This is a genomic window from Salinivibrio sp. IB872, from assembly GCF_001995345.1.
Lineage (GTDB): Bacteria > Pseudomonadota > Gammaproteobacteria > Enterobacterales > Vibrionaceae > Salinivibrio > Salinivibrio proteolyticus.
This window is the reverse complement of record NZ_MUFO01000011.1, coordinates 42,841-56,316: the sequence shown is the minus strand read 5'-3', so window position 1 is coordinate 56,316 and position 13,476 is coordinate 42,841. Positions and strand designations below refer to the sequence as shown.

General features: G+C 52.3%; 11 protein-coding genes and 1 riboswitch. Of the genes, 9 read left to right on the top strand and 2 right to left on the bottom strand.

The genetic code is table 11. From position 1 onward, the window contains the following. Positions 1-7: 7 nt before the first annotated feature. The 6 genes from leuD (at position 8) to BZJ18_RS06670 (ending at position 6,065) form a co-directional block, all read left to right on the top strand. Complete coding sequence (leuD, locus tag BZJ18_RS06695) at positions 8-610, top strand: 3-isopropylmalate dehydratase small subunit (RefSeq protein ID WP_069590982.1); 603 nt, start codon at positions 8-10, stop codon at positions 608-610. A gap of 119 nt (positions 611-729) precedes the next feature. Continuing rightward, positions 730-1,521, top strand: coding sequence for a DUF547 domain-containing protein (locus BZJ18_RS06690; RefSeq protein WP_077455827.1), 792 nt, complete (start codon positions 730-732; stop codon positions 1,519-1,521). Between the two features lie 38 nt (positions 1,522-1,559). Then, positions 1,560-1,661, top strand: a riboswitch (TPP riboswitch). A gap of 52 nt (positions 1,662-1,713) precedes the next feature. Further along, a complete protein-coding gene (thiB, locus tag BZJ18_RS06685) occupies positions 1,714-2,700 on the top strand; it encodes a thiamine ABC transporter substrate binding subunit (protein WP_077455846.1) in 987 nt (328 codons plus the stop codon). Positions 2,701-2,705: 5 nt separating this feature from the next. After that, a complete protein-coding gene (gene thiP, locus BZJ18_RS06680) occupies positions 2,706-4,295 on the top strand; it encodes a thiamine/thiamine pyrophosphate ABC transporter permease (protein ID WP_077455826.1) in 1,590 nt (529 codons plus the stop codon). Beyond that, complete coding sequence (thiQ, locus tag BZJ18_RS06675) at positions 4,289-4,993, top strand: thiamine ABC transporter ATP-binding protein (RefSeq protein WP_077455825.1); 705 nt, start codon at positions 4,289-4,291, stop codon at positions 4,991-4,993. The genes thiP and thiQ overlap by 7 nt, the downstream gene beginning before the upstream one ends. A 67-nt stretch (positions 4,994-5,060) precedes the next feature. Then, positions 5,061-6,065, top strand: a complete 1,005-nt coding sequence (locus BZJ18_RS06670; protein WP_077455824.1) for a GGDEF domain-containing protein — start codon at positions 5,061-5,063, stop codon at positions 6,063-6,065. Between the two features lie 36 nt (positions 6,066-6,101). On the opposite strand, the gene BZJ18_RS06665 is transcribed toward BZJ18_RS06670, so the two are convergent. Beyond that, complete coding sequence (locus tag BZJ18_RS06665; RefSeq protein WP_077455823.1) at positions 6,102-7,475, bottom strand: PhoH family protein; 1,374 nt, start codon at positions 7,473-7,475, stop codon at positions 6,102-6,104. A 311-nt stretch (positions 7,476-7,786) separates the two neighbouring features. Here BZJ18_RS06665 and rapA point away from each other — a divergent pair, with 311 nt between their 5' ends. From rapA to BZJ18_RS06650, 3 genes are all read left to right on the top strand, one after another. After that, a complete protein-coding gene (rapA, locus tag BZJ18_RS06660) occupies positions 7,787-10,696 on the top strand; it encodes an RNA polymerase-associated protein RapA (protein ID WP_077455822.1) in 2,910 nt (969 codons plus the stop codon). A 39-nt stretch (positions 10,697-10,735) separates the two neighbouring features. Further along, positions 10,736-11,455, top strand: a complete 720-nt coding sequence (rluA, locus tag BZJ18_RS06655; RefSeq protein WP_077455821.1) for a bifunctional tRNA pseudouridine(32) synthase/23S rRNA pseudouridine(746) synthase RluA — start codon at positions 10,736-10,738, stop codon at positions 11,453-11,455. A 92-nt stretch (positions 11,456-11,547) separates the two neighbouring features. After that, positions 11,548-12,531 carry a D-2-hydroxyacid dehydrogenase gene (locus tag BZJ18_RS06650; protein ID WP_077455820.1) on the top strand — a complete coding sequence of 328 codons (984 nt, stop codon included), beginning with the start codon at positions 11,548-11,550 and terminating at the stop codon, positions 12,529-12,531. On the opposite strand, the gene djlA is transcribed toward BZJ18_RS06650, so the two are convergent. After that, entirely contained in the window at positions 12,528-13,361 is an 834-nt protein-coding gene (gene djlA / locus BZJ18_RS06645; protein ID WP_077455819.1) for a co-chaperone DjlA, read from the bottom strand. The two genes, BZJ18_RS06650 and djlA, sit on opposite strands and share 4 nt — an antisense overlap. Positions 13,362-13,476: the final 115 nt, after the last annotated feature.

The window sequence follows — 13,476 nt, the reverse complement described above, 5'->3', positions numbered from 1 at the left end:
AGGCCTTATGTCAGGCATACACACTCATACCGGCATTGTTGCCCCATTGGATGCGGCGAACGTCGATACCGATGCGATCATCCCTAAACAGTTTTTGCAAAAAGTCACCCGCACTGGCTTTGGTCAGCACCTGTTTCACGATTGGCGCTTTTTAGACGATGCGGGTAAACAGCCGAACCCCGAGTTTGTGCTCAATCAAGCGCGCTACCAAGGGGCGAGCGTGTTACTCACCCGCGAAAACTTTGGCTGTGGCTCGTCACGCGAACATGCTCCTTGGGCGCTGGATGATTACGGTTTTAAAGTGATTATCGCCCCCAGTTTTGCCGATATTTTCTATGGCAACTGCATTAATAACCAAATGGTGCCAGTGACCCTTGAAGAAGGCCAAATCGATGCTCTATTTACGTATGTGGCCGAAAATGAAGGCGCGACGGTAACGCTAGATTTGCCCGCCCAAACCATCCGTGCCGGTGAACACTGCTTTAGCTTCCAGATGGATGATTTTCGCCGTCATTGCTTGTTGGAAGGATTAGATAGCATTGGCCTCACGCTTCAGCACGACGCTGAGATCTCGCGCTTTGAGCAAAACATTCCCGCCTTTTTGGCATAAGAAAACACTTTAACCACTAAAACGCTGCTCAAGCAGCGTTTTTTTATGGCCATGAAAGCAAACATGGCGCAAGCTGGTCTAGGATATAAACAAGATACGCTCGCGATTGAGGAAGCGGTATGCGAACACGGATCACGCTCATTTTTTGGTTACTCGTTGCTTTTCCAGCTTTGGCCGCCCCGAAAGCCGATTATTGGGCAATGTGGGATACGCACAACCCCGCCAGCCAAGCCACATTTACTCATCACAGCTGGCAAGTATTACTCGATAAGTATTTACAGCCTCAAGGACAGCACACCTTATTTAACTACGCAGCCGTCACCGAGGCCGATAAAGCGACCCTCGATCATTACATTGGCATGCTCACCGCGCGCGACCCGCGTACCCTGACCAAAGACGAACAATACGCGTATTGGGTTAATCTCTACAACTCAGTCACCGTAAAGCTAATTTTGGACGCATATCCAGTCCGTTCAATCACCAAACTCGGTGGCCTGTTTAGCTTTGGACCTTGGGATGATGAGGTGATCACGGTGGCAGGTGAACCCCTTACCTTGAATGATATTGAGCACCGCATTCTGCGCCCGCTATGGCAAGATCCGCGTACCCACTATGCGGTCAATTGTGCCAGCCTTGGCTGTCCGAACCTGCAGCCACAAGCCTTTCAAGCCGACACCTTGGAGGCACAATTAGAACAAGCCGCCTACACCTTTATTAACAGTGATAAAGGCGTCAGTCAGCAAGGCGAACAGTGGCAGCTTTCTTCTATCTATGAGTGGTTTAAGGCCGATTTTGGCGGCAGTGAACAAGGGGTGATCGCCCATATCAATCAATACCGCGATATCAAGCTTCCCGAGGATGCACGCTTAGACTATGACTACGACTGGGCGCTTAACCGAACCGCTGACTAAAAGGCTTGGTTAACCCGAAACCAATCAGTACAATGGCTTGGTACTCATTGGGGAGCCTCTTGGCTGAGATTGCGCGCCGCGCTAAACCCATCGAACCTGATCCAGCTAACACTGGCGTAGGGATTGAGACTTGATGATGTCATCAACCAGCCTCAACACCCACGCCCAACTTAGGAGCGTGCTGTGAAAGTCATTACGTCTGTTTTAACCGTACTTTCTTTGTCTCTGTTATCGCTTGGCGCCCGCGCCGCTGACCCGCTGACTGTCTATACCTACGACTCGTTTATCGCCGATTGGGGCGCAGGGCCAAAAATCAAAACCGCCTTCGAAAAACGCTGTAACTGTGAGGTCGAGTTTGTGTCCCTTGAAGACGGCGCAGCCTTGCTCAACCGCATGCGGATTGAAGGCAGTACCACCAGCGCCGATATCGTGCTGGGTATGGMCACCAATTTAATGAAAGAAGCGGAGCGGAGCGGCATTGTCGCCGAGCACGCAGTGAATACAGAGCGCCTACAGGTACCCGGCGGTTGGGATAATCCCTACTTTATCCCCTACGATTACGGCTACTTTGCCTTCGTGTATGACACCACGCGCCTGCTCGATCCGCCCAAGAGCTTGAAAGCCTTGATTGAAGATCGTGATGACATCAGTGTGATTTACCAAGATCCCCGTGTCTCCACCGTTGGCCAAGGCTTAATGCTGTGGATCCAGAAAGTATACGGCGATCAAAGCCAGCAAGCATGGCGTGATCTCGCGGAGAACACCATTACCGTGACCAAAGGCTGGACCGAAGCGTACAATATGTTCCTGAACAAGGAAGCGGACATGGTGCTCTCTTACACCACATCACCGGCTTACCATTTGGTTGCCGATGATGATGACCGCTTTGCCGCCGCGACGTTTGAAGAAGGCCATTATATGCAGATTGAAGTGGCCGCGAAATCAGCCTACACCGACCAGCCAGAACTGGCGGATGCGTTTTTGCAGTTTATGATTAGCGATGAAGCGCAGTCGATCATTCCCCTTACGCAATGGATGTATCCTGTTACTGATATCACGTTACCAGATGCCTTCTATACCTTGAATCAACCCAAGAAGAGCCTGATTTATCAACCCGATGAAGTGATGGGCAACCGTCAACAATGGGTGCGTGACTGGCAAACAGCGTTGGTTGAATAGTCGTCATGCTCAATCCTTCACGCACCTGGCCGGGCAGTCTCGCGGCCAGTCTCGTCGTGCTTTTAATTGGCAGCGCCTTATGGGCGCTGTTCTCTCACAGCCAAGATCTTAACCTTGAGGCACTATGGCAAGATGCCTACCTTCGTCACGTCACCGTATTTAGCTTCAAGCAAGCCACTTTATCAGTGATCCTCAGCGTGGGATTAGCGATTCCTGTTGCCCACGCCCTGTCGCGTCGCGAGTTTGCCGGTAAACGTTGGTTGTTGAAACTGTTTGCCATGACCTTAGTGCTGCCTGTGCTGATCGGGGTATTTGGCTTGGTGGCCATTTTTGGTCGCAGCGGCTTGATCGCCGACACCCTACAACATTTTGATCTTTCCATGCCGTTTTCCATTTATGGATTGAGCGGCATTTTGCTGGCACACGTGTTTTTCAACTTACCATTTTCCGCCCAGATCATGGTGCAAGCGCTCGAGGGGATCCCCGCCGATCAACGCCGCTTAGCGACGCAATTAGGCTTAGGTGGCTGGCAGCGTTTTCGTCACCTTGAATGGCCTTATCTTCGCCAAAGTTTGCCCCATATCGTCGGACTGGTGTTTATGCTCTGCTTTACCAGTTTTGCTACCGTCATGGCGCTTGGCGGCGGCCCCAAAGCCACCACCATAGAGCTGGCCATTTACCAAGCCATTCGCTTTGACTTTGACTTGCAAACCGGCGCGGCATTAGCGCTGTGGCAGATGATGCTGTGCGGCACTATTGCGTTTGTGGTGCAAACATTCACACGCGCGGTGCCGAATACACCCAGTGAAGTATTACCATTGCCGCATGCCCTCGATAGCCGAGCGGCGAAATGCTGGGATCTGCTCTGGATAACCTTGGTCTTGCTTCTCGTATTGCCGCCACTGGGTGTAGTGCTGTATCGCGGGCTCAACCCTAGTGCGCTCACTGTCCTTGCCGATGCAGCGTTATGGCAAGCCACCATGCACTCATTGTGGGTGGCCACCGGCGCGAGCGCCATTGCATTTGTGTTGGCAATTGCAGTGATCTTAGCCAGTCGTCACTGGCGATTTCATGGTCAAAAAAGACGAGCCGATGGTATTGAAACGCTGGGGGCCATGATTCTGGTCGTGCCCAGTATCGTATTGAGCACAGGACTGTTTTTGCTGTTTCGCCAATTTAGCGATGTCTTTAGCCTCGCCTTGTGGTTGGTGATGGGAGTCAATGCCCTGATGGCGTTACCTTATTTGATTAAGGTGCTCAGTGCCCCTGCCTATCAAGTGGCGCAATCTTATCATGCACTCTGTGCCACCTTAGGCGTGCGTGGGATCACCCGCTTGCGCTTAATTGAATGGCAATGCTTACGCCGCCCGATAGCGCGTGGCCTCGCGGTCAGCTTTGTCCTATCGATGGGCGATCTCAGCGCCATCTCTTTATTTGGTAGCCAACACTTTCAAACACTGCCTTTGTATCTATTTCGTCTGATGGGCAGTTATCAAATGGATGCGGGCGCCGCGGCGGCCATGCTGTTATTAGCGACCAGTTTAGGCAGCTACGCTCTGATCATCCGCCTCGTCCAATGGAGACACGCATGCTAACCCTTTCCAATATCACGTATCGCTACCAGCAAGCGTGGATGCACTTCGACGCCCACATTGCGCCGGGGGAGATTGTTGCTGTACTCGGCCCAAGCGGCGCCGGGAAAAGTACCTTACTCTCTCTGATTGCAGGATTAATTGCTCCTAATAATGGCGAGATTTTGATTGCAGGTAAGCCAGTCACTACCGCGCCGGCTCACCAGCGCCCACTCTCCATCCTGTTTCAAGAGCATAATGTCTTCACCCACTTATCGGTGTTTGACAACATGGCGATTGGACTTTCGCCCTCACTCAAGCTCAGTCAYGCTCAAAAAGAGAGCGTGAGAAGCGCCGCGGACGCTGTGGGGCTGACACCTTATTTAGATCGTTTACCCGGCGCATTGTCCGGCGGGCAGCGCCAGCGGATTGCACTCGGACGAAGTATTGCGCGTCAACAGCCTCTGTTATTACTTGATGAGCCTTTTTCAGCCCTTGACCCTGCGTTGAAAAAAGACATGTTAGCCTTAGTGAAACAGACCGCCCACGCGCAAGGTACAACCGTTTTGATGGTGACCCATCACCCCGACGATGCGAAAGCCATTGCCTCTCGTTTTCTTTACGTCGATGAGGGACAGGTTGCCTTATCTCGCCCCGTGGCGGATCTGAATGCGCCTCCACCGGCCATGCATCGTTATATGGGCATGATGGAATCCCCCTAATCGATGGCGCCTCCTCGATTGGCTTCTATACTGACAACAGGAATAGACCCTTTTAAGGAGGCGCTTTGTGCCCGCCAGTAGCATTCAGATACTCGACTCTATCGTCGATTTCACGGCCAAAACTGAAGTTGATGCGATTACCAAGAGCCTACTGACGTCGATCCTTGAGCTAACGCCTGTCAGTGAAGTAGTGTTACTCGATTACTGCTCTGGACTTAACCCCCCTTTTACGGTGCTGGGTACCAATGACAACAGCGCCTTTCAGCAAGAAAATATCGAACGAGTGGATGCGCTGCTGGAAGACTGCCTCGAGATCCAAAAGGTTACCGTGCATCAGGCGCACGATCACACCTTGGTTGCAGTCCCTATCTATTACGAAAAAGACGAGGACATTCGCGGTGTCTTATGTGGCCGCGCCGAGCAATTAAACGAGGAACAGCTCGCTCTGGTGTCTGGCCTCATTCACATCTATGAGAACTATCAACAAATCATTATGGCCAGCGAGCGAGACAGCTTTACCGGTCTATTCAATCGCAAGGTGCTGACCAAGAAATTGGACCTGATTAGTGATCGCTTAGCGCAAGCACCAACGGCAATAGACAGCGACCTTGATCAAGCCAGCTTTCCTTGGATTTGTATTTTTGATGTCGACCATTTCAAGCAAATTAATGATAACTTTGGCCATGTATTTGGCGATGAAGTCATTTTGTTGCTCGCGTCTTTAATGCGACAAACCTTTTCTATCGAAGACACCCTGTTTCGCTACGGCGGGGACGAATTTTTGGTGTTACTTCACCCTTGCACACGCGCTATGGCTGAGCAAAAAGCCAATACCTTTATTGCCAATGTCAACGCACGCGACTTTGGCGCAGCGGAAACCGTGACCATTTCCATGGGCGCAACGCGTATCGATAAAGCGCATCAGAGCACCAGTACCTTATTGGGCAATGCGGATCAGGCGCTTTATCACGCCAAGCAAAACGGTCGCAATCAAGTGGCTTTCTACGAAAGATTGCTGGAAAGCGGCATCATCAAAACCTTTGTTGCCGCCGACGATGTCGAGCTGTTTTAACGCAAGGAAAACACGGCGGCTGAGCCGCCGGTTCGGTTAAAGGTTTTCTTCGGCAAACTCGGCAAGACGACTGCGTACTACCCCATTGAGGTATACGCACGCACTGCCCTCGAAATTTTTAAATCGCTCGACAATGTAAGTCAGCCCTGAGGTGACCGGCGTGAGGTAGGGGGAGTCAATTTGCGCTAAGTTGCCTGAGCAAACCAGCTTAGTCCCTTCACCACAGCGGGTGATAATGGTCTTCAGTTGCGAGGCAGTCAGGTTCTGGCACTCATCCAAGATCACAAACGCGTTTTGAATCGAGCGACCACGCATAAAGTTAATCGACTTAAACTGTAAGTTGGCTTTCTCCATGATGTAACGCATCGAGCCATCCGTGCATTCATCATTCATGTGCAGTGCTTCTAACGTATCGGTCACCGCTCCCAGCCAAGGCAGCATTTTTTCCTCTTCCGTGCCCGGCAAATAACCGATCGATTCACCAATATCTGGAGTGTTGCGGGTAACAATGATCTTGTCATACATTCCCTTTTCCACCACCTGTTCTAGCGCGGCGGCCATCGCCAGAATGGTTTTCCCGCACCCTGCCGGCCCGGTCAAAATGGTTAGATCAATGGTCGGGTCCAGTAACGCGTCCATCGCCATGCCTTGGTAGATATTTTTCGGCTTTACATCCCAAGCACTGCGGTGCATCAGTCGCTCGCGACTAAGGTCTTTAATGATCGCTTTTTCACCATTGATGGCTTGAATGCGTGCCGCGAAATCGTCGCTTTCATCCAACAAGTACTGGTTAACGAACGGCGTTTCCAATAATTCAGACGGTAAGGTGTGGAGGGTATCTGAGCCATACGCTTGGCTATCACATTCCCCGACTTTGTCCCAAAAACTGCCCTCAAAGGTATGAAACCCTTTGGTCAGCAATCGCACATCGTCAATCAATTGATCCGTGCGATAGTCTTCCACATACATCACTCCCGCGCCTTTAGCGCGCAGTCGCATATTAATATCTTTGGTCACCAATACGACTTTGCGTGGTGAGCGTTTGGTTTGTAGATATAGCACCGCATTTAAAATTCGGTTATCGCCAGCCTTGTCAGCAAAGGCGTGTACCGTTTCTTTAATTTCAAAGTCGGCCAGTATCGAAACGGTGCCCGTCGCATCCCCTTTACCGACGGCAATACCCTCGMCGATTTCATCGGGGGTCGCTTCTTTAAAGATATCTTCCAACGCTCGAATCGCGACACGCGCATCTCGTGAGACATCACGCTTGCTGTCTTTGATGCGGTCAAGCTCTTCGAGGACGGTCATGGGGATCACAACATCGTGTTCTTGGAAGGAGTAAATAGCGAAGGGTTCGTGGAGGAGAATATTGGTATCCAATACAAACAGCTTCCGGTCGGCGTCGCCCATAGGCACCTCCTGTGTCGGCAGTTCACTGTCGGTGACAGCGCTTAAGTTAAGCGTAGACCTGGCATTGGGAATTCCCAATCTATTTCGCTGCGCCACGTCACGCTTTTATCTTTGCCGCGCGACAGTGACGTTTGTGTGTCAGCGTGACCTTTGAGGGGATTCGTTGAGTTTCATCGTGACGCTCCTCACAAGTTCGAGTACTATTGGCGGCCAATTTTTTCAGTGCCACACTGAATAGCACAGTATTTAAACGGCGCCGCTGTCGCGGGGCTGCGTCTTCGACAATCGAGTTAATTCAGAGGTTTTCCCCTATGTCATTTGCGCTTGGACAACGTTGGATCAGTGATACGGAGCATGATCTAGGACTGGGCACCGTGGTGTCTGTTGACGGCCGTACCGTGACCCTAATGTTTCCTGCTAGTGATGAAACACGGCTGTATGCCAGCCACGATGCACCCGTTACCCGAGTGATGTTCAACCCGGGCGATGAGGTGGAAAGCCATGAAGGCTGGACCATGACAGTCTCGCGTGTTGAGGAAAACGACGGGGTATTAACCTATATCGGTACACGCAATGATACTGGCGAAGACGAAGTGTCTCTGCGCGAAATCTTGCTCAGTCACCAGATTCGTTTTAACAAACCGCAAGACAAGCTGTTTGCTGGCCAACTTGATCGCATGGATCGTTTTGCCCTGCGTTATCGTGCGCTGACCAATCAACACCAGCAACTGCGCAGCCCATTACGCGGTTTAACTGGCATGCGTGCTGGTCTGATCCCTCATCAGCTTTACATTGCTCATGAAGTCGGTCGCCGTCATGCGCCACGCGTATTGCTTGCCGATGAAGTTGGCTTGGGTAAAACCATTGAAGCGGGCATGATCATCCACCAGCAGGTGCTGGCAGGTCGCGCAGAGCGAGTCTTGATTGTGGTGCCCGAAACCTTGCAGCACCAATGGTTGGTCGAGATGATGCGCCGCTTTAATCTGCACTTCTCAATTTTTGATGAAGAGCGCTGTGTTGAGGCCCTAGCGGATGCCTACAACCCCTTTGATACCCAACAGTTGGTCCTGTGTTCGCTGGAGTTTTTGCGTAAAAGTCGCCGTCGTGTCGAACAAGTCTGTGAGACCCACTGGGATCTGCTAGTCGTCGATGAGGCGCATCACCTGTCATGGGCACCGGATGCCCCCAGCCGTGAATACCAAATCATTGAGAGCATCGCCGAACATACACCGGGTGTGTTGCTACTCACTGCCACACCGGAGCAACTTGGCCAACAAAGCCACTTTGCCCGCCTGCGTCTGCTCGACCCAGATCGCTTCTACGATTACGACGCCTTTGTGGAAGAGGCAGCGCAATACGCGCCAGTAGCAGAAGCGGTTGAAGCTTTGCTTGCCGATGCGCCCCTGAGTGATGCGGCACAACATAGCATCCGCACCTTGCTCCAAAGCGACGATTTGGAGCAGCGCTTGGCCCTCATCCACAGTGATGATGAGTCGACTCAGCGCGATGCTCGCCAACAGTTAATTGACGATCTCATGGACCGCCACGGGACCGGCCGTGTTCTCTTCCGTAATACTCGTGCAGCAATCAGCGGCTTTCCAACCAGAAAGCTGCACATGCATGCGCTTGCTTTACCCAAACAGTATCAAACGGCCATGCGCGTTGCCGAGATGATGGGCGGCCGTCTCGCAGGGGAACAAAAGGCGGTACAAAACCTTTATCCTGAAGACATTTATCAACAGTTCGAAGGCGACAGTGCCAGCTGGTGGGGCTTTGATCCGCGTATCGATTGGTTGCTCGATTACCTGAAAACGCACCGTAACGATAAAGTCCTGATCATTTGTTCACGGGCGCAAACCGCCTTGACCTTAGAGCAGGCGCTGCGTGAGCGCGAAGGGATCCGTGGCACTGTGTTCCACGAAGGCATGTCGATYGTCGAGCGAGACAAAGCCGCGGCTTACTTTGCCCAAGAGGAAGGGGGCGCGCAGGTGTTGATCTGCTCGGAGATCGGCTCTGAAGGCCGGAACTTCCAGTTTGCGCATCAGTTGGTGATGTTCGACTTACCCATGAACCCAGACCTTTTGGAGCAGCGTATCGGTCGTCTTGACCGTATCGGCCAGCAACAAGATATTGCCATTCACGTCCCCTATCTTGAAGGCACCGCGCAAACTATTTTGGCGCGCTGGTATCACGAAGGTCTCGACGCGTTTGAAGATACCTGCCCAACCGGTCGTGCGGTGTTCGAACAATACGGCGAGACCTTACTGACCCTGCTGGCCGCGAACCAACAAGACGACGCCCTCAGCACGCTGATCGAAGACAGCGCTGCCATGAACCAGCGCCTCAAAGCGGAAATGGAGCAAGGTCGCGATAAACTGTTAGAAATGCATTCACATGGTGGGGACGCGGCGAAACAGTTAGCGCAGACGATTGCCGACCAAGATGGCGATACCGGCTTGGTCACCTTTACCTTGGGGCTATTTGATACCATCGGCGTCAACCAAGATGACAAAGGGGAAAATGCGCTGGTAGTCACACCATCAGAACATATGATGGTTCCGAGTTACCCGGGTCTCCCCACCGATGGCTGCACCATCACCTTTGATCGCGATACAGCGCTCAGTCGCGAAGACGTCCAGTTTGTCTCGTGGGAGCACCCTATCGTGCGTGGCGGTATCGACTTGCTACTGAGCGAAAACATCGGCACCACCGCAGTCTCTTTGCTCAAAAACAAAGCGCTGCCGGTGGGCACCTTGTTCCTTGAACTCATCTATGTGGTGGATGCCCAAGCGCCGAAATCAAGCGGGATTCATCGCTTCTTACCGCAAACACCGGTACGTGTCTTGCTAGATGCGAATGGCAACGATTTATCCGCCAATGTGGAGTTTGAGGGTTTCCATCGCCAGTTAAGCCCCGTCAATCGCCATTTGGGCAGCAAAATGGTTAACTCGGTACAAAGCCAAGTTCACCGTTTGATTGAAAAAAGTGAGCCTTTAGCTGAAAAAGCACTGGGGGAGATTCAAACCCGTGCTCACCAAGAAATGGAAAGCGAGCTGACCCAAGCCTTGGCGCGTTTAGAGGCACTCAAAACCGTCAACCCCAATATCCGTGATGATGAGTTGGATGCCCTACGCGAGCAAATCAGCACCCTTTCACATCACATTCAACACGCGCAGATTGAATTGGACGCCTTGCGTCTGATTGTGGTCAGTCATCAATAATTAAGCGTTAGGCGGGGCCAGCCGGCCCCGATATATCCTATGGCAATGACAGAATACCATCCCCCCACCGAACCTTGGCTTGATATTCTCTATCAAGATGCGGATTTGGTGGTGATCAATAAACCCAGCGGTTTACTGGCCAATCCTGGCCGCGATCCTGCCCACTACGATAGTGCGTGGTCACGGGTGAAAGACGCCTTTCCCGCAGCGGAGCTGGTCCATCGCTTAGATATGTCGACGTCTGGTGTGATGGCCTTTGCCGCCCACAAAGAGGCTGAGCGAAACCTTAAGGCCCAGTTCCGAGATCGTATTCCGACCAAACTTTACTACGCCGAAGTCTGGGGGCATCCTGCTGATCATGAAGGGCACATTGATTTGCCGCTGATTTGTGATTGGCCTAACCGCCCGCGCCAAAAGGTCTGCTTTGAACATGGGAAGCCATCGCAGACACACTATCGCTGCTTACACACCTTCCCTAAGACCAGTTTGATGGCCTTGTACCCGCTGACAGGGCGCTCGCACCAGCTTCGTGTGCACATGCAATCGTTGGGACATAGCATCGTTGGCGATGAGTTTTACGCCTCTCCAGAGGCACTCGACTATGCCTCTCGCCTTCATTTGCACGCGGCCGAGCTGAGTTTATTACACCCGACAACCGGCGACGTCATGCATTTTCACGCCCCCTGTGAGTTTTACCCCACAATGCCCACCAATCGCCTTGCCGATGAGTATCAGTTGGCCTCACCCAGCGCGACCTAGCACCCCGAATTGCCCTCGCGTTCGCTGAAACAATTGCACAATGTGACGATATTTCGCACCCTAGAGCCATGGATTGAGACACGGAGATCAACATGGCTCAGCGTACCCCCACCAATATCGTCTTTCTCGACCGTAACACCATTCCAGCCCATATTGTGCTGCCCACACCTCGCTCGCCCCATCGCTGGCAAGCCTATGGTGAAACACAGCCTGATGAGGTCGTGACGCGTTTGCAAGAGGCCGAGGTCGCCATCACCAATAAAGTGGTCATCGATGAGACGGTGCTCGCCGCCTGTCCTCAACTCAAACTGATTGCGGTCGCCGCGACTGGCGTCAACAATGTGGATTTGGCTGCATGCCGCGCGCGCGGTGTGCAAGTCTGTAACGTCCAAGGTTATGCCACTCAATCGGTACCTGAACACGTCATCGCCCTGATCTTTGCACTTAAACGTCAATTGCTCGGCTACCACCTCGACGTCCAACATGGCGCATGGCAAAAACATGGTCAGTTTTGCTTTTTTACTCATCCAATCGGCAGCGTAGCCAGCAGTAAACTAGGGATTATCGGTAAAGGGGTTTTAGGCGAAGCCGTTGCACGTTTAGCACGCGCAGTCGGCATGACAGTCATGTTTGCTGAGCACCGCGGAGCCACCCATTGCCGGGAGGGTTATGTACCCTTTGATGAGGTGATCAGCCGCGCCGATATCCTCTCGTTACACTATCCGTTAAATCCGAACACAGAAGCCTTAATTAACCGTGATGTCCTCGCCTGCATGCCAAACCATGCCTTATTGATCAATACAGGGCGTGGCGGGTTAGTTGATGAACACGCGCTCCTCGACGCCCTAACAACCGGTCAAATTGGTGGCGCCGGACTAGATGTGCTGAGTGAAGAGCCAGCCCCTGATGATCACCCGCTTATCACCGCATCACTGCCGAATTTAATCGTTACTCCTCACATTGCATGGGGAGCAGATGAAGCGGTGAATCGGCTCAGCCAGCAACTGATGGATAACATTGATGGCTATCTGCAAGGCACACCACAGCACACCTTAATTAACACGGCCGCCCGCTAAATATCGCGGGCTTTTTTAATCACATCGTAAGCTTTTTGAATTTCTTGCGCTTTTTCTTTCGCCAATTCCATCATCTCAGGAGGTAACCCTTTGGCCATCAGCTTGTCAGGATGATGTTCATTCATCAACTTACGGTAAGCTTTCTTCAACTCCTGAGCAGAGGCGGAGGCATCCACGCCGAGTACTTCATAGGCATCATCCACCTCACGTTGACGCGGTGGCGCTCCCGCCCCGCCCGCGTGCTGGTGCCAATCCCCTTGGTAACCTTGGCTAAAGCGAAACGCGGCTTCTTGCATGCGTAGACGTTGCTCAAGTTGCTGCGCGGAAAAACCCAACCCCTCAGCAATGATATACAGTAACTCACGCTCTTTCGGATGCAGCTCTCCATCCGCAAATGCCGCTTGTACCTGCACTTCAAGGAAAAAGCTAAGCAGATCCCGCCGCCCTTGGCTTAACGCTCGGATCCCATTTAGAGTCTCTTGCAACGGGAAATCACTGCCTTTTCCTTCACGAAAGGCGTCTTGCGCGGATTGCCTCGCCGCCCCATGCAATTGCATGCGATCCATAATTAAGCTGGCTAGACGAATCTCTTCCTGTGTGACCTGCCCCTTAGCCTTTGCCACATGTCCCATCACGGCAAAGGTGCCATGAAAAAAGACGCGCTGCGCCTCGGCACCTTGAGCACCGAAACCGCCACCAAAACCGCCCAGTGAGGCGCGTTGCTTGGCTTTATCAAACTGATGACCTAAGAACAGGCCAAGAAAAAAACCGAATGGGCCTCCCAGCAAAATGCCGAGAAAAGCGCCAATTACCTTGCCATATAGTTGCATGCCATGGTCTCATTGCTGGTTTCACACCCTGCACATTTACAGGTGATGCTGGGCGTAAATTGATTTATGATAATCGCATTTTGCAGCCAAAGCATACTGATGCGTTGCCTTCGTG

What these genes read in the sequence shown, in the direction of transcription:
- leuD (WP_069590982.1), top strand. Translation starts at nt 8, where the DNA reads ATGTCAGGCATACACACTCATACCGGCATTGTTGCCCCATTGGATGCG.
- BZJ18_RS06690 (WP_077455827.1), top strand. Translation starts at nt 730, where the DNA reads ATGCGAACACGGATCACGCTCATTTTTTGGTTACTCGTTGCTTTTCCA.
- thiP (WP_077455826.1), top strand. Translation starts at nt 2,706, where the DNA reads ATGCTCAATCCTTCACGCACCTGGCCGGGCAGTCTCGCGGCCAGTCTC.
- rluA (WP_077455821.1), top strand. Translation starts at nt 10,736, where the DNA reads ATGGCAATGACAGAATACCATCCCCCCACCGAACCTTGGCTTGATATT.
- BZJ18_RS06650 (WP_077455820.1), top strand. Translation starts at nt 11,548, where the DNA reads ATGGCTCAGCGTACCCCCACCAATATCGTCTTTCTCGACCGTAACACC.
- djlA (WP_077455819.1), bottom strand. Translation starts at nt 13,361, where the DNA reads ATGCAACTATATGGCAAGGTAATTGGCGCTTTTCTCGGCATTTTGCTG.